General features: G+C 56.4%; 17 protein-coding genes. 5 read left to right on the top strand and 12 right to left on the bottom strand.

The features are described 5' to 3' along the window. Positions 1–18 precede the first annotated feature (18 nt). From E9954_RS19675 to E9954_RS19660, 4 genes are all read right to left on the bottom strand, one after another. Positions 19–1,317: a hypothetical protein gene (locus E9954_RS19675; protein WP_136080985.1), complete on the bottom strand. Its 1,299-nt coding sequence runs from the start codon at positions 1,315–1,317 to the stop codon at positions 19–21. A 78-nt stretch (positions 1,318–1,395) separates the two neighbouring features. Continuing rightward, positions 1,396–2,604, bottom strand: coding sequence for an alginate lyase family protein (locus E9954_RS19670; RefSeq protein ID WP_136080984.1), 1,209 nt, complete (start codon positions 2,602–2,604; stop codon positions 1,396–1,398). 56 nt (positions 2,605–2,660) lie between these two features. Then, on the bottom strand, positions 2,661–5,348 hold the full coding sequence (locus tag E9954_RS19665) for a sulfatase-like hydrolase/transferase (protein ID WP_136080983.1): 2,688 nt from the start codon (positions 5,346–5,348) through the stop codon (positions 2,661–2,663). A 183-nt stretch (positions 5,349–5,531) separates the two neighbouring features. Beyond that, positions 5,532–6,545: a transposase gene (locus tag E9954_RS19660; RefSeq protein WP_136080982.1), complete on the bottom strand. Its 1,014-nt coding sequence runs from the start codon at positions 6,543–6,545 to the stop codon at positions 5,532–5,534. 446 nt (positions 6,546–6,991) lie between these two features. Between E9954_RS19660 and E9954_RS32665 the strand changes: the two genes are divergently transcribed. Continuing rightward, positions 6,992–7,168 carry a hypothetical protein gene (locus tag E9954_RS32665; RefSeq protein WP_168442425.1) on the top strand — a complete coding sequence of 59 codons (177 nt, stop codon included), beginning with the start codon at positions 6,992–6,994 and terminating at the stop codon, positions 7,166–7,168. Positions 7,169–7,197: 29 nt separating this feature from the next. Here E9954_RS32665 and E9954_RS19655 read toward each other — a convergent pair whose 3' ends face one another. From E9954_RS19655 to E9954_RS19645, 3 genes are all read right to left on the bottom strand, one after another. After that, a complete protein-coding gene (locus E9954_RS19655) occupies positions 7,198–8,154 on the bottom strand; it encodes a hypothetical protein (RefSeq protein ID WP_136080981.1) in 957 nt (318 codons plus the stop codon). Next, positions 8,126–8,851 carry a hypothetical protein gene (locus tag E9954_RS19650; protein ID WP_136080980.1) on the bottom strand — a complete coding sequence of 242 codons (726 nt, stop codon included), beginning with the start codon at positions 8,849–8,851 and terminating at the stop codon, positions 8,126–8,128. Before E9954_RS19650 ends, E9954_RS19655 begins: the two co-directional genes overlap by 29 nt. Before the next feature lie 120 nt (positions 8,852–8,971). Then, positions 8,972–10,318: a hypothetical protein gene (locus tag E9954_RS19645; protein WP_136080979.1), complete on the bottom strand. Its 1,347-nt coding sequence runs from the start codon at positions 10,316–10,318 to the stop codon at positions 8,972–8,974. A 102-nt stretch (positions 10,319–10,420) separates the two neighbouring features. Between E9954_RS19645 and E9954_RS19640 the strand changes: the two genes are divergently transcribed. Then, positions 10,421–11,803, top strand: coding sequence for an integron integrase (locus E9954_RS19640; RefSeq protein ID WP_222847249.1), 1,383 nt, complete (start codon positions 10,421–10,423; stop codon positions 11,801–11,803). Positions 11,804–12,056: 253 nt separating this feature from the next. On the opposite strand, the gene E9954_RS19635 is transcribed toward E9954_RS19640, so the two are convergent. The 4 genes from E9954_RS19635 to E9954_RS19620 all read right to left on the bottom strand — a co-directional run bounded on the left by E9954_RS19635 (position 12,057) and on the right by E9954_RS19620 (position 18,266). Then, entirely contained in the window at positions 12,057–12,941 is an 885-nt protein-coding gene (locus E9954_RS19635; RefSeq protein WP_136080978.1) for an HAD family hydrolase, read from the bottom strand. 25 nt (positions 12,942–12,966) lie between these two features. Next, the gene (locus tag E9954_RS19630; RefSeq protein WP_168442424.1) at positions 12,967–14,367 is read right to left on the bottom strand and encodes a sulfatase; all 1,401 of its coding nucleotides are present in this window, start codon (positions 14,365–14,367) and stop codon (positions 12,967–12,969) included. Positions 14,368–14,381: 14 nt separating this feature from the next. Further along, a complete protein-coding gene (locus E9954_RS19625) occupies positions 14,382–16,388 on the bottom strand; it encodes a DUF2264 domain-containing protein (protein ID WP_136080976.1) in 2,007 nt (668 codons plus the stop codon). 72 nt (positions 16,389–16,460) lie between these two features. Further along, positions 16,461–18,266: a glycoside hydrolase family 3 protein gene (locus tag E9954_RS19620; protein WP_136080975.1), complete on the bottom strand. Its 1,806-nt coding sequence runs from the start codon at positions 18,264–18,266 to the stop codon at positions 16,461–16,463. Between the two features lie 347 nt (positions 18,267–18,613). Here E9954_RS19620 and E9954_RS19615 point away from each other — a divergent pair, with 347 nt between their 5' ends. After that, positions 18,614–19,666 (top strand): glycoside hydrolase family 43 protein, encoded by a 1,053-nt coding sequence (locus E9954_RS19615; protein ID WP_136080974.1) that lies wholly within the window; start codon positions 18,614–18,616, stop codon positions 19,664–19,666. A gap of 406 nt (positions 19,667–20,072) precedes the next feature. Here the strand turns inward: E9954_RS19615 and E9954_RS19610 are convergent, their stop codons facing one another. After that, positions 20,073–21,911, bottom strand: coding sequence for a sulfatase (locus E9954_RS19610; protein WP_136080973.1), 1,839 nt, complete (start codon positions 21,909–21,911; stop codon positions 20,073–20,075). Positions 21,912–22,081: 170 nt separating this feature from the next. Between E9954_RS19610 and E9954_RS19605 the strand changes: the two genes are divergently transcribed. Then, a complete protein-coding gene (locus E9954_RS19605) occupies positions 22,082–24,130 on the top strand; it encodes a Sip1-related alpha-galactosidase (protein ID WP_136080972.1) in 2,049 nt (682 codons plus the stop codon). Positions 24,131–24,133: 3 nt separating this feature from the next. Beyond that, positions 24,134–24,451, top strand: coding sequence for a hypothetical protein (locus tag E9954_RS32660; protein ID WP_168442423.1), 318 nt, complete (start codon positions 24,134–24,136; stop codon positions 24,449–24,451). Position 24,452 lies beyond the last annotated feature (1 nt).

The following is a 24,452-nucleotide window of genomic DNA, read 5'->3' as shown; positions in this document are numbered from 1 at the left end:
CCTAACTCCCACTACACCTCAAAGATCCCAGCCGAGGCTCAGCCTCAATTGCACCCGCTCCAGACTGTCCGTTTTTTCAAACATCGTGTTGGCGGAGAACGCAAAGGTTTTTCCGCGCAAGCTCAAGCCCGTGCCATACGTTTGGTAATTATTCTCACCGAAATCCTCGATGAACCGTGTATCGATTGCAAACAGGTGCCCGTAGAGGGGCTTCCAGAAAAGAGGAACTTCGAGCATGAGACCGTTTTTGACAATCTGCTGATCAATTTCCGTATTCAACTCATAGTCATCAATTTCAATTTTAATGTTGTGATAATCGGCGTATTGAGTTGTGAACGACAGGGATGACCTTTCGTAGAGGCGCCACTCGAACCGGTTGTTGACGCCGACATGGTACAATACCGCCGCCGTGATGGCATCCGAAGAAAGTACACTCTTGGCGCCGATGAACGGTGTGATCTGCCATCCAAACCGCTCCTCGCTTTTCCGCACCACAGGGCGGACGGCCAGCCCGGTCTGCAGCCCAAGGTCGTAGAACCTGGTTCCCTCAAGATCCAGCTGGCTAACATCCATCTGGCCGACATAGGAGAGCCTGCTGTTAAAGTGCAGCCACAACGGGATGGCAACCGACAGCCGGTCTCCGTGCAACGTTCCAACCGGACTCTTGAAGGTCGTCGAGTCGGAATTGACGCGCAGTTCAATATGCGCTCCCGACTCAGCTCCCCTCATTGCGGGTTGCAGCGACGAACCGTGGTAAAACCCGAAAAGGTAAAAGGCGCTGTCCGCCATTCTTGCAGTCGATGCTTCGGGGCTTCCGTCGGATATGACCGCCGTCGATTTTTTGAAAATCTCCTCCAGCAACTCCAAGGCTTCGTCATCGCCCTCAACCCACAGCCAATCGATTATTTTTTGCTGCATGTCTTCGCTATCAACCGCCTCGAAGGTTTTATCCAGCCCCGTCAGCTTGGAAACAACCCGAACCTCGTAAAGCCCGTTGGCGTTGTTTTTATTGATGTTGAACTCAAACGCATCCGGGAGCGCAAAAAACCGGATCTTAGCGGAATAATCGGAGTACGATTGCAACACCTCAAACTGCTGGTAGTTGTTGATCAAATCCTTAACCAGATCCGGGAACGAACTGTTTTCCACTTCCAGCAGACTTCGCGCCGCAGGATCCCCATAAGAAGCCGTCACGGCGAAAAGCTTGGCCGCAGGGCTGTTAACGGGGAGCCAAAGGAGACCGGCCAACAACAGGGTTGGAGCCAGGCAAAGCGCGTTGAACCATTTCCGCAACATACCAAATTTTTCCGCAACCATAATCAACTCTCCGGAAAACACCTTGGCACGAAACCCATATGGAATGCAACCAAGGGCAAACGGCCGCATTTCACAGCGTCAATCTCCATCGGTTTTACAAGGCTTTCCCGAGGCATCATCCAACTCCCCGAAGCAGAGGGTGTTCCAGTAGTCGCAATAGTAGCCGGGATTTTCGATGCGCGTCTGCTCCAGCACCTGCCGGGTGAAGGGCATCTCCTGCCCTTTGCGGTCGTGGTAGTGGTAGTGGTGGTACACCAGCTCGTAGAGCGGACGGAAGCGCCCTCGGTATTTATCGGAAGGCGCCGTGGCCGCGTCGTGCGCATTCCCCTCCCCAACCGGCGACGGATAAACCTCGAACGGCACATCGTCGTGGCCGAGGTTGTATTTCGAAAGGTATTCAACGGAACGCCCAATGGACACATCCTCGAAATCATAGAGGTCGATGCCCTGGTTCCACGCGATCTCGCAGGCGCGGGCAAGGAAATCGAGACCCATCTGGGCATGATCCTGGTCGCGCCCGGTTTCCTGGCACTGGCCGCTGGGCAGCAGGTAGTGGGTCAGCCGCGCATTGGTGTCGCCGGACTTCAGCCGCTCGATATTTTCGACGAACAACGCCCGGTCGTCGAGGAAGACCGCGATGGCCATCGTGCTCCAGGTACAGGCGGCATCCCAGTTGCCGTTAAAGGTATTCGGGCGCGGCTCCATCGCGGGCAGGATCACTTCACGCAACCAGTTTTCAAACTGCTTCTGCTCCGCCTCCGGCCACGGCGCACCGGAATGGCGCAGAAGCTCGCCGGCCTGCGCCCAGTAGCCGCTGTGCACACCCATGATCAGCCGCGTATGCAGATGCTCGTCGTCCGGCTCCGGGCGGATCGACTTCAGCGTGGTCGACCAGTGGTTGATGACCTTGATTGCCTTTTGCGCTTTCGAAACATCGCCCGTCACGATCCATTGCAGCGCATGGCTGTTGGCAATGGCGGCGGCGGTTTTGAAATGCAGGTTATCGGCACCAAGGATTTCCTCCGGGGCTTTCCATGGATCGCCAAACCACCCCAGCTTACCGCGCGGATGTTTGCGCATGTCGTTCCAGGCCGCCGTGCGCAGCTCATGCCCCTGTTCGATATCCCGCTTCATGACATCGAGCATTGCCTTGGACTGCAGGATGCCGGGATGCACCAGTCCCGACGTTTCGGATTTTGTTTCGACCACCTCAACCGGACAGTTAGTTGAACAGGAAACCAACAGACCGCACACGGCCACCAACAACATTGAATGCAACAGTTTCATACGCACAACCTATCCAACCCAAAGCAGAAGAACACTCATTAAAAAGCAGAAACCATCTACTGCGGAATCACCATCCGAACAAACAGTTTTCCGCCAGCAGCGATGCTGGCCGGAAGCGTGAGAGTCGTCGGGCTTCCGGCACTGTCGCCCGGTAAGTTCGTGTAAACCTGCCAATCGACCAGGTTGGTTGAAACCTGAACCTGGTACGAGACCCCGTCGCGCAGGTTGCGCACGGTGTAGTCCATTTCCTGGAAAGCGTTGATGACATAGGAGGTGGCCATTGACGCATCCATCACATTCGGATCAAGATCCAACGCCAGCTCGTGGTAATAGCTCAGCCCATCGCCGTCGGCATCCGCATTAAGGATCGCGTATTCGTTCAGCAGCGTCTGCACACTGGTTACCGCAGCAATACCGCCGAGTGTCACGTGGGCGTCGGGGGCGTAGTCGCCGGTGGACTCCATCCACTCGGCCAGGAGCTGGCGGTATTCGGCCACCTTGTCTGCATGGGCGGGATCGGCCGCCAGGTTGTTGACCTCGAACGGATCGGCCTGCAGGTCGTAGAACTCCTCCGCATCCTTGTGGTCTTCAAGGAAGCGGCGCTGTTCGGTCGTCAGCAGGTTGAGGTCGTCCTGCATGCCGCGCCCGTCGAGCTTGCTGGTGGCATAGCTACCGTTGATGTAGGGCAGCTCCGGGTAGAAGTTGCGGATGTATTTGTAGCGGTGCCCCACCACCGTGCGCGAGCGGTCGAAGGTGCCGTCGACCCCGTCGCGCGAGGCGAATACGTGGACGCGTGATGCAAGGTCGTCGCCCATCAGGTCGAGCCCTTCCATTTTCGGCGGGCGGATTGCGCCGGCCGCGCCGACGCAGGTGGCGGCAATGTCGATGATGCTCGTGAGGTTGGTTTCAACGGAACCGGGGGCGACCTCGCCCGGCCAGCGGATAATCATCGGCACGTGAATACCGGTTTCATAAAGCCACTGCTTATGGCGCATGGTGGCACGCCCATGATCGGAGGCGAGGATCACCAGTGTGTTTTCAGCTTCTCCGGCAAGTTCCAATCCCTGGAGAAATTGCCCGACCACATAGTCCGTGCATGAAATGGAGTTCAGCGATTTGGCAACATAATCCTTCCAGTCGGCGATCGGCGCATCGACGAGGTACGGGGGCAGCATGATATCGTCCGGATCGACCGCAACGCCGTTGGCCTGCGCCCAGGTGGTGCCGGTGCCGAAGCCATGCGCCTTGCCGGTTTCGATGTTCGCCCAGGCAAAGAAGGGCTGCCCCGCAAGGCGGTTTGTCCAGTTGCCGCCCATGAAGATGGTGGTGGGATCGCAAGATGGTGCGGTGGCCGGCCCCGTGAAATCGAACCCGTGGATGGCGTCGAACTGCCAGGGGTCGTCGCCTTCGACCGGGTTCATGATCGGTGGACGCTCATAGTTGGTGTCGATCTTGCCGGACGCGCCCCAGCGTATGTCGCCGTTGCTGAGGTTGACGGTATAGTAGCCCGCATCCCGCAGCAGCTCCGGCAGCGAGCCGTGGCCTTCGGGCAGCTCGTCAATGTAGTGGCTCTTGTGGTGCGGGCAACCGAGGGTGGTGACGTGGTTGCCGGTGAAGAGCGAGGTGTGCGACGGAGAACAGACGGGGTTGACGACGTAGGCGCGGTCGTAGCGAACACCGGCGGCGGCCAGCGTGTCGATATTCGGGGTGTGGGTGAGCGCGGCGTCGTGGCTGATGCCGAAGGCACCGTCGTAGCAGCCGTAGGAGGGATCCTGGTCGTCGATGTAAATCACAAAAATATTCGGGCGGGCGATGGAGCCGTTCGGCGTAGCGGACACCTCGACGGAGTTGGGCGATTCCACGTCTTCGGTGTTCACGGCGGACACCACATAATAATAGGTGGTTCCGTTAACCACGTTCGTGTCGATGAAATGGTCGGTGACGGGAACGGCTCCGGGCAGCGCGGTGTAGGAGCCTCCGGAAATGGTCGAGCGCTTGACCACAAAATGGCCGAAGCCGGCCTGGGTGTTGGCATCCCAGCTCAGGCTGACCAGCCCATTGCCCGCCAGCGCCGCAACACCGGCCGGCGTATCGGGACTGTCGACCCCTCCGCCGCTTCCATCCGATCCGGTCAGAAAAAAGGCGTGGTCGTCGCTATCGGCACGATGCGCGACGTTTATCCAGGGGTTGGATGAATTCCAGACGCTGGTGTAATCGTTGGCGGAGACGTACAGCCCGTGATCACCGGTGGTGCCGTATTCATTGTTCTTGGACTTCCAGAATCCCCAGTCATGATCAGCATCCGCCGTTGGAGTGTAGACTAGGAAGGAATACTGCCCACCCGAAGGCAACGCATATCCACCGAGGTCGAGCTTGATCCAGTCGCCCTTGGCAACCGAGCCGGTTCCGAACTCGTAGGCAAACGTCTGCAGAGGCGCTCCGCCGGTTCCCGAAAAAATCTTGAGTTCCAGTGTTCCCGAATAGTTGGACAAATCCTCACTAGTATAAGATTTCAAGTACAGAGCCGACAGCTCGAAAGCCCCCGTGCCCAGCGTGAAAACCTGCCCCATCGCAGTCTGGTTGACTCCGGGCTTGTTCTTGACCACCTGCTGGAAGGCTTCGGTCGTATCAAAGCCCGTTAGCACATTCAGCGACGGGACGGCACTGCCGGCATTCTCAAGCGGCACGGCATACGACCCCATGGCCAGAGTACACATCAATCCCAACAGCATCGCTTTCTTCATAAAGAAATCCTCGTAAAATTCAGTCGTCCATAACTAAACACGCTGCCGGAACGCTACATTTTACTGCTGTCAGGTTTTTCTCACCTCGGCTTCCCGTTGAAGAAATTTTCTGCACGGGGCACCAGAGGGACAGAGGGGTCAGCAGAGGGGTCAGTCCTCGGATTTAAGCAGAGGGGCGAGGGGTCAGTCCTCGGATTTAAGTATTTCCTTGAGTTCAGCCAACTGCCCGCCATCCGCCAATTCAACCCGCCGGACGTAGCCCGGAATATTTGCGGGGTGTCCGCAGGAGAGGCGTTCACTTATCCATTCATTCCTCACCACGGTCTTTTTTTTCACCAACCAGGCCAAAGCCATCTTGGCCGGCGCGCCCTTACGCATGCCTTCCAGCTGTCCAGGCAGCACCCCGAGTTTTCCTAATCCTTGCACGATCAGCTTATCCGCTTCCGCCTCGTTGTGCTCCCGTATGGCCTCCCCGCTGAACGACGATGCCCGTTTCCCCTTCAAGCCATCATCAATTCGCACCATCAACTCCCGCCGGAAGTCGTCCGACCCGAAAAACCATCCCCGCCGGATCTTATCCCATGCCGGATCGGATTCGCGGGGGGTATCGTTCCCCGCAATTTCCAGCACCCGCTTCTGCATGTGCTTCCGGTACCACTCGCGACCCGCACGGTCGTCCCCGGCTCCCAGCGCCCCGAGCACCCGGTCCACCACCAACCATTCCGGCCTTTTGGACGGGCGCAGATAGAGCGGATAGCTACTCCATCGATAATCCACCAGCTTTTCCTGCCCCAGGTCAAAAACCTTGGTGCGCACCGGGTTCAGGTGGATGTAGTTCGCCACCGTCGGGAAATACCCCCCGCCTGCGTCCCGGTCAACCGGTATCGCCTTGTAACGCCCCTGCAGCAAATGCCCCCAAAGCTTATGTCGTGCATTGAAACGCTGGGTATACGTCCCCTGCAGCCACTTCATCCCCGCCACCAGGTTCGCCTCCGGCGTCTCCAGCAACAGGTGGTAATGGTTCCCCATCAAAACAAAGGCGTGTATCCGCCACCCCGTGCGGCCACACGCCTCGTCCAGCGTATCCAAAAACGTTTCGCAGTCCCTGCCGTCCCGGTAGATTGGATCGCCCCGGTTCCCCCGGCTCATCACGTGGTAGATCGCACCCGCATACTCGACTCTTGGTTTCCTTGGCATCCCCAGACCATGCCATCAATCGGAGCGCCCCTCAACACTTAAATCCGAGGACTGACCCCTTTCCCGTGTATCCGCCACCCCGTGCGGCCACACGCCTCGTTCAGCGTATCCAAAAACGTTTCGCAGTCCCTGCCGTCCCGGTAGATTGGATCGCCCCGGTTCCCCCGGCTCATCACGTGGTAGATCGCACCCGCATACTCGACTCTTGGTTTCCTTGGCATCCCCAGACCATGCCATTAATCGGAGCGCCCCTCAACACTTAAATCCGAGGACTGACCCCTTTCACTTAAATCCGAGGACTGACCCCTTTCCCTGATATAAACCACATTTTTATCTCTGCCCAACGACAGGGCTGAGTTGCCCGGGAAATAAACTTTGCATAAACGACCCGGCGTTTCCCGGGTAAACTCAGGCCCATGGTTGGGCTTTTTAATGGAGACGGTTAGATGAAAAATGAAGTGTTGATTGAACTCGCAGAACGATGGGAAAGAGAAGCTGTCACCCCGAAATGTCAAGACGGAGCACCAGAGGCCGAAATGGGGAATGCTGTGCGCAAAGGACAGCGCGAAACGAAAAGAGAATGCGCTGATACGTTGCGAACTCTCGTTTCAATTCTCGGATAGCCCAACGTTCGAAGTGAGCCGCTCGGGAATTAAACTTCGCCGTCACCTGCCGGCGTTGTCCGAGTAGGCTCCACTTCTTTGTTGGGAAAATTTTTATTGAGAGAAATCTCGGTGTCGCCACATCTCACCGAGATGAGATCAAATTTCAGATCTTTGCTGAACCATTTCTTTTCGGGCGCAAGAAAACCTAGAATTACATCTGTATCATTCAGTTTGATTGAAATGTCACATCGATTGCTTTCAGATAGCTTCAGCGCAGACTTTATCTCCTTTGCATTTGGAAAATGGAGCTGACACAAACTGCTTTTATAATCGATGCTAAGGTCATACGAATCTACCTGTACAGACGATCCTACATTTAGTTTGGCTGGGATTGCAGGGTTAATGAGTTTTGATGAAATTTTCAAAACACCTTCAGATATACCCAGTGATAAAGAAGCACTTCCGAAAGATTGCAGCTCATCGTCAGATAGTGAGTCAACATTTGATGCCCAGTGTACAAACTTTTGAGCTCCGACTAGCTCTAGAAAATTATGCAGATGTTCCGAATCACTTTTCAGACTATCCCGCATGGCTGTGATTTTACTCACCTCATTTTCAAGGGATTCAATACGCTTCATTAAATCACGACGGTGTCGTTCGTTGCTTGCGGCAAGATTGATGTATTCTTCTTTCTCTTTGGCATCTAACTTAACTTTTGCCAGTTGTGTTTCTAGGTCACGGTTGTGAACCTTAAAACTATTTAGTTCAGCCAGTGCTCTCTGCGCTTTTTCTTTTTCTACTCCTATTGCATAGTTTTTTGCACCAAGCTCACTCTCGACTTGGCTTTTTTCTGATCGGCAAAAACGTAGTTCACGCCGAAGTCGCTCTTCAACACTTTCTCCGCACCCTGTCAGGATGAGAAGTAGAAATGCGATTAGTAAGTGAGGTGCAATTAGAAGTGATATTCTCCCCATTTTATTCACCCATGATTGAGCTGAATTCATCTTCTAGCGTGGTCTGCTTCATTTCTTGCCTGATTAGCTCATCTGTGGTGGGAATTGTGCTTTGGTTTGAAACGACGTCTACAGTTGCAAGCATCCCAGAAATCTCGGCATGAAACTCATCAATATTAGCAATTGTTTCATTCATTTTTATGGTTTCAAGTTTTTGGCGAAGATTAGAGCGATTAGCAATAATCTCATCTTTCTTGAGGGATAAATCATCTAAATGACGAGTAACCTCTGTTTGAAAGACCTCTAATTGATCCCTTTGTGTCGTCGCAGCAGTTAGTTTTCTACCGAGCAATACAATCTGATTTTTCAATTGTTGCTCGGAATACATTTTTTTGCTTACCTCTGTTGGCCACGATGAGCGAGGCGCTGCTTTTTTATATGCTTCTTTATAATCGGAGAGCAGTTTGGATGTCGTTTTTTCTTCGCTGGATTTCTTCAGGAGCAACTCATTGCTTTTAGAATATTGCTGCTTCAACGCGATGGTTCGAACCTCAATATCTTGAACAGCGCGATCAGCTTCTGATATTGCCCACGTGACATAGCCAGCGGGATCTTTTTGAATATTTCTAGGCGTCCACTTGGTGGCTTCATTAATTGTATCGTCTACCTTTGTTTTAAAAGGTGCGCTTGCAAAATAGAATCCGACTCCGGCGATGATCGCAATGATTGCTATTGTTCCTTTTTTCATATTTCTCCTTGTATTGATTTGTAAATCCCCAACGTTCAACATGAGCCGTCACGGGGAATAAACGTTGCCTTAAAAAATCCGGGCGTTGTACCGTGTCGGCTCAATGTTCTTGTTCGATCTTTATTTTTCGGCGGTTAACCTATAATCATTAAATTCGAATGGATAGGCCATGTTTACTCCAGTACCACCACCATCAGGTGTAGTCCAGAAAGTGATAAGTTTCAGGCGTTGGTTGGATTTCATTTCTTCTGCAATTGCTTGGCCGTAAAGGTGTCTCTCAGAATCATCATCAAAGTAGTATGTTTCTGCTAGACCGTATGATTGTGGAGCGCCAAGTGATGGTAACGTTGCATCGGCATCATGAAGTACTCGAGAAAGTAAACTTTGATAGGTTGCGCCTGAAGAGGGAACGTAGTAGGAAAAGTCAATACGTGCAGGAATAGGAAGGCTGTTGTCGGACATATGTCTTAATGTTCTGTAAACCCAGTACATTGAGCGGTGGTTGTTGAGAATTGGGTGTTCGGCATCCACATAATCGTTCTGTAAAACATTCTCTTGAGAATCGGCTACAATGAAATAAACCGATGGTGTAAACCCTGCATTGCTGACTACAGAGACAAAGCGAGGGTACAGGTTGTTCATAAACCATTCTTCATTAGCCTTTGCCCCTATCATAACTTCACCGTTAAGGTAAACCGTTTCTACCACAGGAACACCATCTGGACGGTCAATGCCAGATACTGCTGCTATTACCTTATCGGTTGTAAGGTTTACACGATTGGTGAAAACGTCTTCAGATAATGCTCTCCAGCCTAGGCCGTCAGCAGGGTTTCCTCTGGTATAGTCAGCAGTTCCCAACCAAAGCATTCCTAGGTCAAGCCTTAGTCTGTTTCCTCCAATCCCTTTTACATCAGCTACATCTTGGGCATAGGTGCGGATATTAGCTTGTTCTTGATCTGACAAAGGAAATGTTGATCGCCATGTATCACCGAATGTTGAAGAACCTGGTTCCGTTACAAGCCAGATTTTTGTCGAGATACGTGTGGCACCACTGTCAGCCATACCTTGAAGTTGAGCTTGGACAATTTGTCGCACAGAGGGCTGGTGATACATATTAATAAATGACGAAAGTTTAAAGTCGGAGCTGTAGGAATGGTAATCGACACCAACATTAGGTATTGATCCTACTACACGATAAAACTGTTCTGGTAGATCTGGATTGAGGGGGATTTCAACAACGTGGTTATAGCTTGTTCCGGGAATATTGACTAATTCTGGAGATATTGCTGTCCATTCGCCCAACAAGTTGGTTGAGCATTCAATGCTGAATTCTGATGCTCCATATGAGTTAGTCCATGTCAACTGCCCATTGCTTGAAAATGAGGTGATTTCAAAAACATGTTGAGAAAAAACAGCAGCATTTATGCTTCCTATTAGTGTAGCCATCCAAATCAAGTTTTTATTCATATCATACTCCCTATTTAAGGAATCGAACAGTTGATTAGGCAGAAACGGCATCTGCCTATTTATTTCCTTAACAGGCCTTTTTTTATGTGATAGGTAGAATGCATGGCTAAAGAGCATGTGAAAAGAAAAATGTCGGGCAAAGAGCAGGTGTTCTGGGGCAAGTATGCCGAGAAGCTCGCCAAATACGGGGTCTCCGGCCGAAATGCTGAGTGGCATGTGCGGCGTGCGCAGGAGTTCGTTTATGGGCTGGACGGGCTTAAACTGAACGCTGTGTCTTCTGCCTATCTCGATTCCTATCTCGATGTGTTAGGCAGAACGCCCGGTTTTAAGGTCTGGCAGTTGCGCCAAGTCATTTACGCACTCAGAATCCTGTTTCTGGAAATGACGGAACTGGACTGGCCGGCGGCCTACGACTGGGAAGGGCGGCTCTCGGCTTGCGAGGATCTGGAGCCAACGCACCCGACCCTTGCGCGGGAAGACCCCCCGGCAAAACCCGCGCCTGAACCCCAGCCTAGCAACGGGCTGGATTCCAAGGCGATGGAGCAGGTGGAGCGGATTAAGCAGGTCGTACGGGTGCGGGGCATGTCGATTCGCACGGAGCAGGCCTATGTGGAGTGGGCGAAGCGTTTTGCGCGGTTTTGCGGCGGATGCTTCCCGGCGGATGGAGCGAGGGTTCCCGAATATCTTGAATATCTGGCACTCGTGCGGCTGGTGGCGCCTTCGACCCAGGCGCAGGCTCTGAATGCGCTGGTTTTCCTTTATGGCCAGGTGCTGGAAATCGAGCTGGGCGATTTCGGATCCTATCGGCGACCGGTTCGGAAGCGGCGATTGCCCGTGGTCTTGTCGAGAGACGAAACCGGTGCGGTTTTGGGGGCGCTGCAGGGGCGCACTGCGCTAATGGCATCACTGCTGTACGGGGCGGGATTGCGGTTGATGGAGTGTGTTCGGCTTCGGGTTAAGGATATTGATTTTGGAAACGGCTATATCATGGTGGTGGACGGGAAAGGCGGGAAGGATCGCCGCGTCCCGCTCCCGGCTAAGCTGGTAGCGGATTTGAAAGAGCATCTGGTATTGATGAAAAGGCAGCATGAGGCCGATTTGAAGGCCGGGTTTGGGTCTGTGTATCTGCCTGAACCGGTGGCGCGCAAGTATCCGAATGCCGAGCGCGAGTGGATGTGGCAATATGTCTTTCCGGCAACGCGCATCAGCGAGGATCCCCGGACGAAAATGAAAAGACGGCACCACATCAATGAAAACGGACTGCAGAAAGCGATCAAGACAGCGGCGGCAAAGGCGGGAATTGCCAAGCGGGTGACTTGCCACACCTTGCGGCACTCGTTTGCGACACATCTACTGCAAAGCGGCTCCGACATCCGCACGGTGCAGGAACTGCTGGGCCATGCGGATGTTTCGACCACGATGATCTACACCCACGTACTCAACCGGCCGGGTTTGTCCAGCGGCAGCCCGCTGGATCTGCTGTAGGGGGTGGCGGATGCCGAGCCGGGGCTCGGCGTTCCCGGGGAAGGCGCACTCGCGGGTGCGCCCCTGCATGCGCGCGGGGCCGGCGGAACTTCGGGGTGTGCGCTTTCGTGAAAAAATGCCCGGTTGGGTTTATACGGAATTAACCTGGCTGATCTTGAATCGATTTTAGGGGGGATAGGAATGTCCCCCCTCCGGAGCGGGGGCTTTCCAGCCCCCGATTAGCTGAATCAAGATCAGGCAGGTTAATTGCGTATTAGTCCCAATGCGGTTTTTCGGGCAAGGCGGCGTCGAATTCCTCGATGAGCATCTGCTGGTATTCACCGCCGAAGGTGCCTGCGAAAAACTTGTCGAGCCCTTCGTCCAGGAGCCGCTTCCAGGAGGCCTGCTCGTTGCCGGGGACGATGGGATAGAAAAAGGCGTTGTTGTCCATGGCGGCCTTGTAGTCGCCGGGGGCGTCGCCCACCTTGAGGATCTTGTCGGCGTCGTAGCCTTTGCCTTCGGTGGCATAGTGGATGTGCTCGGACTTGGTGCCGTGCTCCTGCCCGGCAATGAGGTTGACGTAGGGCGTCATGCCGTTTTCCTCCCACTCGCGTTCGAGCGCTTCGAGCGGGGTTTGGGAAACAACGATCATGTCGGCCATTTCGTTGCCCTTTTTTAAAACATCCATCACGCAGGGGAACGGGGAAACGCCGGAGACCATGTCGGCGACGCGGGCGTTGACTTCGAGGCTCCAGTCGAGCATGCGCTGGAGTTCTTCGTTGCCGGTCTTTTCAACCTCGGACTGAAGTGCCGGATTGCCGAGCTTGGTTTCGCGCCCGATCCATGCGTCGAGTTCCTTGAGTTCCAGGGGTTGGAAACCGCGCGCCTTCACATCGGCGCGCTCCTTGAGCAGGTCGCGGAAATATTGAATGGCGAGGAAGCGGTTGCAGCCGCGGGTCTTGCTGTAGAGGTTCACAAAGTCCCACACTTCGCGCGCGGCCTTGCTGACGGGCTGGCACTGCATGTGTTTGATCACCGCCGGGCAGAAGCACTCCTTGTGCTTGAGCTCCATGGTGTCGAACACGCAGCCGTCGCTGTCGAATCCGATAAAATAGTCGTGCTGCTTCGGCAGCGCCTTTAATTGGGCAACGTAGTCCATGTTCTGATTCCTTTTTCGAAGTTGTTTATTTCTGAAGATGCGGCCAGCCGGCCTTCAGCTCGCGGGAGAGCCTTTTGACCACATCCGCGTATTCGGGATGGCCGGCCACGTTGTTGTTTTCGTCGGGATCGACCTTGTGGTCGTACAGCATGCCCGCCACGATTTCGCCCTGCTTGTTTCGCCACTCGGTGTAGAGGTAGCGCGCCGTGCGGATCGAGTCCCCTTTTCCATAGCGCCCGAAGACCGCTTTCTTCCAACCCCGGGAAGGCTTATCGAGCAGGGGCACAAAACTTTTTCCTTCGAGGTGTTCCGGTTTGTTGATTCCTGTTAAGTCGCAGATCGTTGGATATAGATCGACAAATTCGACCAGCGCCGCCGAGTTTTCCTTCGACTTGCCGGGAGCACGGACAATCAACGGCACCTGCAGCGCCGTGTTGAAGTTGGCATGCTTGCACCAGAGCGTATGCTCGCCAAGCTGCCAGCCGTGGTCGCCCCACAGGATGACAATGGTATCGTCCCACATTTCCAGTTCATCCAGGGTCTGGAAAATGCGGCCGAGCATGGCATCGGTGAAGGTGGTGCAGGCGCGGTAGCCACGAATCAACTTGAGCGCCATTTCCTCCGGCAGCGCGCCGTTTTCCGGCACGCCGTAGTAACTGCGCAACTCGTTGAAGTTATGGATGGCCTCGACGGGCGCATTGGTCGGCGCGAAATAGTTGTCGGGCATGGCGATGGTGTTGGCCGGATACATATCCCAATATTTCTGCGGGCAGTTGAACGGCAGGTGGGGCTTGGTGAAGCCGGCCGTGACGAAAGCAGGTTGCCCGCTCTCCTTCGCGCGCCGCAGCTCCTCGATGGCCTTGGCCGCCACCTTGCCGCCCTGGTAGGCTTCGTCCGGCCGATCCGTCGCCTCATACGGCCAACCCTTGGGGCTGGAACCGTCCGCCTTCCGGTCGCCGATAATCTTCAGGTTTTCCTCGTTGAAGTATTGGGCGAAATCCTTCGGGCGGTAGATTTCGTCCCACGACGCTTCGTTGTCGTCGTGGTGGTGATAGATCTTACCGTTGTTGATGGTTCGGTAGCCGGCAGCCTTAAGCGTTCCGGCAATATCCGGAATCCCGGCAGCATCCTCGTCCGCCCGCGAATAATAGATGTTGAAACGATCCGGCGTCGGGCGCAGCCCGGTCATCAGGCTGGCGCGCGATGCGCCGCAGACCGGATAGTTGCAGTAGGCGCGCTCGAAAAGCACGCCCTCTTCCGCGAGGCGGTCGATGTTGGGCGTAATCATATACTCCTGCCCGTAGCACCCCAGTTCGGGACGCAGGTCATCGACCGAAATAAACAGGATATTCGGCCTACCATCCGCAACCGCAGACAGAGACACTAAAATGGTAAACGCGGCCGCAACCGTCTTTTTTCCAAACATTGGAAACTCCTTGTTTAGTATGAAATGTTGCCTTCGATATGGCCGTAATCGACGGTGAGGGTTCGGCCGTCGGCCAATTCGACCTTCGCGCCCTTCGGCTGGCCGCCCTCCATCCATGGCACCACTTCGAGATTTTTAACCACCGAGAGTTCCTCGTCGGTGAAAGGCGTGTCGTCGGTTTTATACAGCATGAGCGTGGCGAGCAGCGGCATGCCCTGGTAATGCTTGCCGCGCTTTCGGTAGGCGAACACCACGGTGCTCTCATCGGCCTCGGCATTGTGCCCCTCGTGGAAACGGCAATCTACGCCGTCCCAACCCTCGATGGCCACCAAGGCCACCTGGCGCCCCGGGATGGAAGCAATGATGCAGTCCTTGCCACCCACAGTGGAGCGGGCCACCTTACCCGCTTCCCCGCCGATATGCGGCAGGCCGTAGTGGGCAAGCGAAACTTCGTGGCGGGTCGAAAGGCGCTGGCGGTCGACCCGCAGGATGCCGCCGGGCACGATGATGTCGGCGAGGTCGAACCGGCCGGGCACGTCGTGGTGCGCCTTGACTTCGAGGTGGCGGTAGACCACGCCGTCGCGCTTTCCGCAGAAACCGACGCTGTAGGGCAGCAGGCGGTCTTCGGGATAGTCGAGTTCGGTGGCGCAATACTGCATCGGCACGGCGCCCTCTTCGTTGTCGTCCTCCCACGGGAAGTCGGAGTTGAAGGCGAGGCGGCTGTAGTATGGCGGCAATGCGTTGTAGCCCTCGGACGACTTCACCTTGCCCATCTGCACGGTGCTGGTTCCGGTCTTGCCGTCAGCGGTGATGGTGAGGCCGGGGCCACCGAGGGTAACGGATTTGACGCCGTCGCCGATTTCGTCCCACTCGCCGCGGTTCTCGGTGGCCGTCCAGAACGGACTGTCTTCGGGCAGCATAAGGGCGGCGGTGAACGCCTTGGCCAGCCAGAAGGGACTGGCGGCGCAGCTGTAGAACTGCACCATCGGATCCCACGGCCCGTAGTAGCCGAGGCAGGGAACGCCTTCGTCGGTGTAGAAGTCGTCGCGGCCGACAAACTGCATGAGGTTGGCCGAGGCGATGCGGCGCATCCAGCCGGGATCGGCCGGGGTGTTGTCTACCATGAAGGCGGTGGCGAGCGCGGCGCTGGCGCCGCAGCGGTAGATGATGGAGCGGCCGTACATGATCTGGTGCCCTTCCCGGCTGAACATCAGCGGGTAGGTTTTCATGAATTCGGCGTGGCGCTGCTCGATGACCTTGGCCAGCTCGGGCTCGTGCTCGTTGCCATACCACCGGCACCAGATGGGGGCATAGAAGTGGAAGCCCCACGGGGTGTAGTAGTCGAAGCCAAGGTCGCGGTACCAGCCGTCGCCGGTGTAGAGCGCCATGATGTGCTGGAGATGATCCTGCAGCAGGGTTTCGTCGCATGCATAGCCGTTGACCTTGAGGAAGGTGAGCATGAGGACGGTGAAGTAGCGCCAGTTGTGGGAAAGGGTTTTGCTGTGGGCGTAGTCGCTGATGAAGGCGGCGATCTGGTCTTTCTGCTCCTGGGTGTATTTGTCCCAGATCTGTTCGCGGCAGTTCATGAGGCCGATAGCGAGTGCGGCGCCTTCGACGGTGTGCTGGTACCAGCCGGGGCCGTATTCCTCGAGCAGCTCGCTGATCGTCCACAGGTAGCGCTCCGAATTCTTGTCGGTGGCCAGCAACAGTTGGTGGGCGTAGTAGTCGGCCAGCCTGGTGCCGCTGCATTCGATGTCCGGCACGGCGTTGATGAGCGGTGCGGCCAGCAGGAAGGTGCGCGAGAGCCCCTCGAACTCCTCGGACTTGAAGCGCCAGGCGGGGTCGTCGGCCTTGGGATAGATGACATCGCTCTGCTTGGGCAGCTTGATCGGCGCATCCCTATTCGGGATGTGCTGGAAGACGCCGTCGAGCAGATGCTTGCCTGCGTCAATCCAATGCTGGCGCGTCATACCGGTTTCGGGACTCAGGGCATAGTCGGGGTTCTGAATCTGATAGGCCATCGGTCACCTTCCTAACGTTAAAAAAAATACAAGGGAACCCGGGACGGGTTCCCTTGCCAGGGGGGTCACAGTTTACGCGGGAACCAGCTCTTCAGCCACTTCAGCCTTCGAGTCGCCCACGTATTCCTGGAAATTGCCCACCGGCAATTTGCCGCCGGCCTTCTTCTTGCCAAAGAGGACTTCGGCCACTTCCTGCAGGGATTCACCCATCAGGCTCCAGCAGTTGAGCACGGTGCCGGCGGTGGCCGGAGCGCCTTCCGCATAGGGGTCGTTGGTCACAACCACCACTTCGTTGCCTTCAGCGATCAACCGTTCCACCAGCTCGGTGTTGGCCTTGTTGCCGGCATGGCGCCAGAAGAAGTTCGTGGCCACCACCACGTCGGCCTCTTGCGCCAAATCGCAAAGGAAGTTGATCTCATCGACGGTCGGGATAAAGGTGCAGTCGGCATTGATGACGTTGTCGGTGTGCTTGAGGATTTCCCGGTTAAGGCGCCAGTGACCCTGGTAGATATCGTTCGGCGTAAACTCGGCCATCTTGAGCTGCTCGATGATGAGCACCTTCCTGTCCTGGCTCAGCGGCAGCAGGTTTTCTTCGTCGCGCATGAGCGTCAGCGACTTCTCGGCAGCCTGCTGGGCAACCTCGAGGATTTCGGGGTTGCGCACGAATGCGGTTGCGGCGGCGGCATCGACCTGGGCGTTTTCGAAGAGGCCTTGGTCGTACTTGGCTTCCAGCACCTTGCGCACGGATGTTTCGAGCTGATCCATGGTGACTTCGTCCTTACGGACGGCGTCGAGCATGCGGTAGTAGACCTGCTCGCGGGTTTCGTCGTCCGACTTGCAGAGCATCAGGTTGACGCCCGCCTGGAGCGCCATCACACAGGCGTTCGGCAGGCCGTAGCGGTTGACGATCGCGCCCATGCCCATGGCATCGGAGGTGATGACCCCGTCGAAGCCGAGTTCGTTGCGCAGAATGTCGGTAACGAGCACCTTGGAGAGCGTGGCCGGAAGGTCTTCGCCCACCACCAGCGGGTAGGCGCTGTGGCAGGTCATGACGCCCTTGAGGCAGCCCTTTTCGATCATGCGCTTGTAGGGACGCAGTTCGACGTCGTGCAGGCGGTCTTTATCCACATTGATCTGCTCGAGTTCGTAATGCGCGTCGGTGGAGGAATCGCCGCGGCCGGGATAATGCTTGGCCATCGGGATAATGCCGCCGTCGATGAGGCCTTCGGAAAAGGCGCAGACGAACTCGGCAACCGTTTCCGGATCGTCGGAGAAACCGCGGAAGCGGATTTCCGGGTTGGCGGCGTTGACGTTGATGTCGCAGACCGGGGAGTGCAGCATGGTGATGCCGACCGCGCGGAGCTGCTGGGCGATGGCCTTACCGACCTTCCTGGTCAGCTCCAGGTCGCCGGTGGCGGCCAGCCCCATCAGGGCGGGATAGCCGGGCATGCCGCCGAACTGGTAGTCGTTGGTGCAAGCGCCTTCGTTGTCGGTGCAGATGTTCAGCGGAATTCCGCCGGAGCTGTTGAGGGCAATCCACTGCAGCTCGTTGATGCGCGTGGCATATTCGGAGGGCATGATGTAGTTGCCGGGAGTCTTGGCCGTGAAGTAGGTCTTCGGCATGTCGGTGTAGCCTTCCGGCTTTTCATAGTTGGTGTCGGCCAGGCTCTTGCCGTAGTAGGTGGAACGTGCCGATTCAGCCGTGTAAGGCTCGATGCGCAGACCGCCCACATGCAGCTTTTCGATCAGCGCCTTGACGGCCGGGGTGACAATCGACCCGCGCCAGGAAAACGTGAAGCACTGCCCCACTTTTTCTTCCAGCGTCATTTTTCCCAACAGATTGTCGATGAATTCATTGCGTATATCCATATCACTCATGGTTTTACTCCTTGGCGCATTCGGCACCTGATTGATTTCTTACTCTAATTCGGTTTCCCTTTACCCGCCCCGCAGCGGCTTCCCCGCCGGGAAGCACATAGGCGAATAAAGCGATTTATCATGTGTTTATCCCATGAGGCTCCGCTTGGCAAGCGAGAAATAAAATGTTTTTCCCCATGGCAAAAAATTAAGGATGTCACTTCAACCTCATAAATATACGCCTATTCATACCGGTTTACAAAAAACCGACATTTAGCTTGAAGCTTTCATCCGATTTTATATATATCGTTTTATTCCACCAGGAAAGCACAACTGCCCTTAACCCGCCCCAACGGAAGGAACCAGCAATGTCCGAAGAAACGATCGATACCGAAGGCCTCAGCGACGCGGAAATCGTGACCGCCCGCGATATGGCCCGCGCGGCCTCCATGAAGCCCAAGAACTCCCCACTCGTCACCCACAGGTACACCGCCGACCCGTCGGCGCATGTGTTCGACGGAAAAATCTACATCTACCCTTCGCACGACATTGAAACCGACATGCCGATGAACGACGACGGCGACCACTTCGCCATGCGCGACTACCACGTCTTTTCGCTCGACCGCCCCTTCGGCAAGGTGAACGACCACGGCTGCGCGCTGGACATCGACGATGTCCCGTGGGCCGGCAAGCAGATGTGGGCGCCGGACGCCGCCGACAAGGACGGCAAATACTACCTCTACTTCCCCGCCCGCAAGCCGAACGGCATCTTCGCCATCGGCGTGGCCGTCGGCGATGCTCCGGGCGGCCCGTTCAAAGCCGAAGAAGCCGAGATCGAAGGTGCCTACTCCATCGACCCGGCGGTTTTCCAGGACGACGACGGCGAGCACTATCTGTATTTCGGTGGCCTCTGGGGCGGACAGCTCCAGCAGTGGAACAACAACGAGCACTCCGACGATGTCTACCCGGCGGACGACGAGCCGGCCATTCCCCCGCGCGTCGCCAAGCTGAAGGGCAACATGACCGAGCTGGCCGAGGACGTCCGCGAAATCCTCATCCTCGATGAAAACGGCGAGCCGATGAAGGCCGGCGACCTCGAAAAACGCTACTTCGAGGGGCCGTGGATGCACAAGTATAACGGAAAGTATTACTTTTCCTATTCGACCGGGGAAACGCACAACATTTGCTATGCCATCGGCGACAACCCCTACGGGCCGTTCACCTATGCCGGCAAGATCCTCACCCCCGTGCTCGGCTGGACTTCGCACCACTCCATCGCCGAGTACCAGGGCAAGTGGTATCTGTTCTACCACGACTGCCAGCTCTCCATGGGCCAGACCCACCTGCGCAACATCAAAATGGCCGAGCTCAAATACAGCGACGACGGCACCATCCAGACCATCGACCCGTATTACAACTGACCGGTTGCATTAAGGCGTCCACCCTCCGCTTCGATACGGACGGAGGATTAGGGGAGTTGCCGAAAAGCAACACGGCCTTTTCTTCGAAAAGAACCGCGTCCTACAACATCAACCGTAACAGTGGCATCCAGCAGGGAAACCAATATTGCAGGACGTGCCCCTCCGCGCCGCGCAGCGAGTCTGAGATTGTGAAAGACAACCGGAGGGCGAGGCTCTGTCCGAGCTGGAACCGAACCTCGGCAGCGGCTCGGACAGAGCCTCGCCCTCCAATTTTGAGCAATCGCATGAGTCAAACCTGCGATATTCTATACATAACCCCTCTGAACAGCATCTTAATACAGACAATGGCCGGAAGTCCCGAAGGCTCCCATGCATTTCCAGACCTTGGAAATCGCGGCCCGCCTGGCTATTCAGCGACGTGGGGCCATTCGTCGGGGGTAAGAAGGCCGTCGCCATTGGCATCGAGTTCGGCAATGTTCTTTCGGTACATGGACTCGTTGTACGCTTTGCCTTTTTTGGCGCAGTAGGCTTTTTTGTTGGCGAAGAACTCCTCAAGGGTCATGTGCGCATCAGCGGAGATTTTGACCGACTCCGGGGCCGGTGCGGAAACGGCGCCGTCGGGATTGACTTTGCAGGCGGCGATTTCGGCGATCTTTTCCTGCATCGCCTTTTCGTAGGCGGCAACGCGCCCGGCCTGCTTCGGATCGACGGCGAGGTTGCGCGTTTCGAGCGGATCGGTTTCGTAGTCGTACAGTTCGGTGTAGGCCGGCTTGCTTTCCATGCCGAATCCGGGTTTCTTGGCCTTGTAGCGCTTTTCGTCCTGAACCTTGTACCAGGCCGTATAGCGGTAGCGTTCGTCGCGTAGGCTGTAGCCCATGTAGACCTTTCCCGAAGGCGTGCGTGGGTATTGGCTGAAGGCGAAGTCCTTCACTTTTACCGCCTCGCCGTCCATCAGCGGAACCATGCTTTTGCCGGGCAGGTGGGACGGGATCTCAAGTCCCGCCAGCTCGCACAGGGTCGGAAAGATGTCGACAAATTCGGTCGGGGATTCGGTGCTCTCCCCTTTCGTTTTCGTCCACGGCGCGGCAACGATGAGCGGCGAACGGGTGCCCTGCTCAAAGTTGGTGTGCTTGCACCAAATATTGTGATCGCCCAGGTGCCAACCGTGGTCGCCCCAGAGGCAGATGATGGTGTTGTCGGCGATGCCCAGCTCGTCGAGCTGGTCGAGCAGGCGGCCGACCTGCGCATCGATGTAGCTCACGCAGGCCATGTAACCATGAATAAGCGTGCGCTGGTACGCTTCGGGGAAGACGTCGCCGGCCGGCACATCGGAATACATCCCGCGGATTTCCCAGCCGGGCTGGTAGCCGATCGACGGTGCCCCCTCGGGCATTTCCGCGCATTCGGCGAGGTTGATCTTTTCGGGGTCATACAGATCCCAATATTTTTTCGGGGCGACAAAAGGCAGGTGAGGCTTCTGGTAGCCGACGGAAAGGAAGAAGGGCTTGTCGGCTGCAGCCAGCTTTTCGAGCAGCTTTATGGCACCGGCCGTGCGGGCGCCGTCGTAATAGGCGTCGTCGGGCACATCATAACATTCGTAGGTAGGCCGCGCGCCGGGCGAGGACTGGATGATTTCCTTTTCGCTCCGTCCCCCCTCCTTCTTCTCCTGTTCGCAACGGTTTTCGAGCTCTTTGTTCAGGCGACGTGTTTCCGGGTGCTGGTAGGCGTACTGGGGAGCATCGAACCCATCGGCGAGGATCAGGTTTTCCCCGCGGGTGGAGTACGGAATCGACCAGGACGGCCCATCGAGCTCTTTGTCGACGCACCGGCTGTCGTAGGTCTTGCCGAGACCGGTCGTCTCGTAGCCCCTCTGCTTAAAGTATTCCGGGAGGGTCAGGATGTCGGGATTCTGGTCGCGCATTTTGGTGGCAAGGTCGAAAACGCGGGTGTTATCCGGATAGAGGCCGGTCATCAGGCTGGCACGCGACGGCCCGCACACCGCCTGCTGGCAGTGGTTGTTCAGGAACACCATGCCGCGTTTGGCCAAACGGTCGATGTTCGGCGTCTTGATCGTTTCATCGCCATAGCAACCCAGCATCGGCTTGAGGTCGTCGATGGGAATAAACAAGATATTCGGCGGCTGCGGGGTTTTCCCTGCCCCGTATACGTTAGCTGTTGCGGCGGCAAACACCGCGCACAACACCAGCCCCCAAACCCACTGCCTTCTGATCCAATTCAACTTCATATTAGTGTCCCGTTTGCTTTTAATAGGTTTGATGCGTCCGTGATAATATGTTTTATTCCCCGCGCCGAATCAATTGGAAAACGTGTTTTTTGCTAATTTAGGCCAGTTGCTTTCAAGATCTGCTTGTGGAAGGCGTTTACATAAAAAACAAACGCAACAATAGGACAACCATGAACCTCAGAACCAGCCTCGCAGTAGCCACTTCCCTTTGCCTCGTTTCAGCCCATGCAGCCGTAATCGACCTCCAATCCCGGGAAAACGGGGTGCAAATCCTTGAAAACCATTCGGCCACCCCCGATTCCAAAGGGGTGATGGAGACCTTTACGCTCAAGGTTCCCTCGTTCAGCCGCGGCGTCTACTACAAAAGCCAATGGTGGCCCTATGCCGGGAACCGCGTCGGCAGCCGCCACATCACCTCCCCCGAAGGCGAAGAAGGGGGCATCTTCCTGCTGCTCGATCTCAAAAACGGCAAAACCCTCGCCGTGCTGCCGCTCTCCGGCGACCAGGCCTATGCCTGGTTCGCGCCGGACGGCACCGATTTCATCCTGAAATTCGGCACCCACGGCAAGGCGGCCATCAAGGGCGATTTTCCGGTCGTGGCCTGGGCCACCGGCACCAACCCCTACGAGGCCTGTTCCAAGGTCTGGAAAGCCGCCGCCGAAACGCCACAGATCCAAGGGCACATGAAACTGCGCGAGGAAAAGGACTATCCCGAAATGTTCCGCTACCTCGGCTGGTGCTCCTGGGAGGAATACAAAAAGAACATCAGTTCCGACCAACTCGCAGAGGAACTCAAGGGGCTGGCCGCCTCCCCCGCGCCGGTGCGCTATTTCCTCGTCGACGACGGCCACTTCAACAACCAGACCCTGACGCCGAAAACCGACACGTTCCCCAACGGGTATAAACCGCTGACCGACCTGCGCACCGACGACGGTATTCGCTGGGTTGGAATGTGGCACGCGCTCATGGGCGAATGCAATGCCGTCCGCGCCCCCGGCCAGCTGGGCGGGATCAACACGCACATGATGAAAACGTACAACAAAAAAATGGTGGCCAAGCCCAATGCAAAAGATGCCGAGGCGTTTCTTCGCTACCTGTTCAGCTTTTCCAAGCGCGACGATATCGACTTTGTGAAAGTCGATTTCTACGGAGGCCTCCTCCCCTACTACGCCGGAACGTCGCAAGGTTCCATCACCGCCGGATTCCCGGAAGACAACACCCACGCCATCGACAACCCCGCCGAGGCCACCGTCACCTACGCCCGCACCTACCAGCGCGTGGTCGCCGACCTGTTCGACGGCCTGATCAACTGCAACTGGCACCAGCCGCAGTTCCTCTTCAACTCCTCCGACTCGTCGGTCGGACGCTGTTCGGCCGACTACAGCAAGGGCAACCTGAACAAGGCCAAGACCCACCTCTACGACTCCTACGCCGCCATCCCGTGGCTCGGGCAGATGGCCTGGGGCGACCACGACATGTTTCACTCCAACGATAAGTTTGCCGGGCGCATGATGGCCATTTCCAAGGCGCTCTCCGGCGCGCCGGTCTATCTCTCCGACCCCTCCGACCACCTCGACATCGGAAACATCACACCGCTCTGCTACGAGGACGGCCTCTTGCTGCGCCCGACCGCCCCGGCCGCGCCGCTGCCCGACGATATTTTCCAACCTATGGAAGCCCGGCGCCTCTACCGCGTGGTCGCTCCGCTGGCCAACCGCTCCGCCGCAATGGCCGTCTACAACTTCAACGGCGACGCTAAAAACGACAACCCCGAATATTCCACCACCATCACCCCGGCGGACTACGTGGCCGCCGGCGGCATGGCCCAGCCCTACACGGGCGACTGGAAGCTCCCGCCCGAAGGGTTGGTCGTTTTCGATTACTACCAGCAAACAGCGCAGAAGCTGGGCGACGGCACCGAGGTGTCCATCAAGGGCTTCGGCGACCGCCTGCTGCAGCTCAGCCCGATCCAAAACGGCTATGCGGTGATCGGCCGCACCGACAAATACTTGCCCGCCGCCGCGGTCGAACGAATCGAATCCAACACAGATACCCTCCAGCTCAGGTTGCACGAAGCGGGGCCGTTCGGTCTCTGGCTCGCCAATGGGAAGCCGGTCGCCGAAGGCGTTTCGTTCATCGACAAGGGCAATGGCTTCTTCGTCGCAGAACTGCCCGTCAAAGCGGAACCGCTCGAACTGACGATCAAGAAGGTTGATTAGTTGATGAAACCGGACATAAAAAAACACCTTGATCGGCTGGATCGGCCAAGGACGTATGCAGAAAGCAACAGCACCATGGCCCTCTGCCACGCTCTCACCACCACCGGTTCCGCCTCAAAAAGTAACAATTTTTCTGCCATCCATTTTTACGCAGAAACCCTGAATCCCGTTGGAGAATATTTTAAAGCGGTTAAACAAAACTATAGCCACCTCGAATGGAGGGGCGCACGCTGTGCGCCCAGGCAGACAGCGCCTGCCCCTCCAAAGGTTCTGGCCCATACGGATACTGCGTTTTTATTAAATGCCGGAAAGGAACAATAGA

Source organism: Pontiella desulfatans, from assembly GCF_900890425.1.
GTDB lineage: Bacteria > Verrucomicrobiota > Kiritimatiellia > Kiritimatiellales > Pontiellaceae > Pontiella > Pontiella desulfatans.
The sequence above is the reverse complement of the archived record's forward strand: the minus strand, read 5'-3'. Positions and strand labels throughout refer to the sequence as shown.

Coding starts and splice junctions, on each gene's coding strand:
- E9954_RS19665 (WP_136080983.1), bottom strand. CDS start 5,348: ATGAAGAAAGCGATGCTGTTGGGATTGATGTGTACTCTGGCCATGGGG.
- E9954_RS32665 (WP_168442425.1), top strand. CDS start 6,992: ATGAAAAATGAAGTGTTGATTGAACTCGCAGAACGATGGGAAAGAGAA.
- E9954_RS19655 (WP_136080981.1), bottom strand. CDS start 8,154: ATGAATTCAGCTCAATCATGGGTGAATAAAATGGGGAGAATATCACTT.
- E9954_RS32660 (WP_168442423.1), top strand. CDS start 24,134: ATGAAACCGGACATAAAAAAACACCTTGATCGGCTGGATCGGCCAAGG.
- E9954_RS19640 (WP_222847249.1), top strand. CDS start 10,421: ATGGCTAAAGAGCATGTGAAAAGAAAAATGTCGGGCAAAGAGCAGGTG.
- E9954_RS19610 (WP_136080973.1), bottom strand. CDS start 21,911: ATGAAGTTGAATTGGATCAGAAGGCAGTGGGTTTGGGGGCTGGTGTTG.
- E9954_RS19605 (WP_136080972.1), top strand. CDS start 22,082: ATGAACCTCAGAACCAGCCTCGCAGTAGCCACTTCCCTTTGCCTCGTT.
- E9954_RS19625 (WP_136080976.1), bottom strand. CDS start 16,388: ATGGCCTATCAGATTCAGAACCCCGACTATGCCCTGAGTCCCGAAACC.
- E9954_RS19620 (WP_136080975.1), bottom strand. CDS start 18,266: ATGAGTGATATGGATATACGCAATGAATTCATCGACAATCTGTTGGGA.
- E9954_RS19650 (WP_136080980.1), bottom strand. CDS start 8,851: ATGAAAAAAGGAACAATAGCAATCATTGCGATCATCGCCGGAGTCGGA.
- E9954_RS19670 (WP_136080984.1), bottom strand. CDS start 2,604: ATGAAACTGTTGCATTCAATGTTGTTGGTGGCCGTGTGCGGTCTGTTG.
- E9954_RS19630 (WP_168442424.1), bottom strand. CDS start 14,367: ATGTTTGGAAAAAAGACGGTTGCGGCCGCGTTTACCATTTTAGTGTCT.
- E9954_RS19645 (WP_136080979.1), bottom strand. CDS start 10,318: ATGAATAAAAACTTGATTTGGATGGCTACACTAATAGGAAGCATAAAT.
- E9954_RS19615 (WP_136080974.1), top strand. CDS start 18,614: ATGTCCGAAGAAACGATCGATACCGAAGGCCTCAGCGACGCGGAAATC.
- E9954_RS19675 (WP_136080985.1), bottom strand. CDS start 1,317: ATGGTTGCGGAAAAATTTGGTATGTTGCGGAAATGGTTCAACGCGCTT.
- E9954_RS19660 (WP_136080982.1), bottom strand. CDS start 6,545: ATGCCAAGGAAACCAAGAGTCGAGTATGCGGGTGCGATCTACCACGTG.
- E9954_RS19635 (WP_136080978.1), bottom strand. CDS start 12,941: ATGGACTACGTTGCCCAATTAAAGGCGCTGCCGAAGCAGCACGACTAT.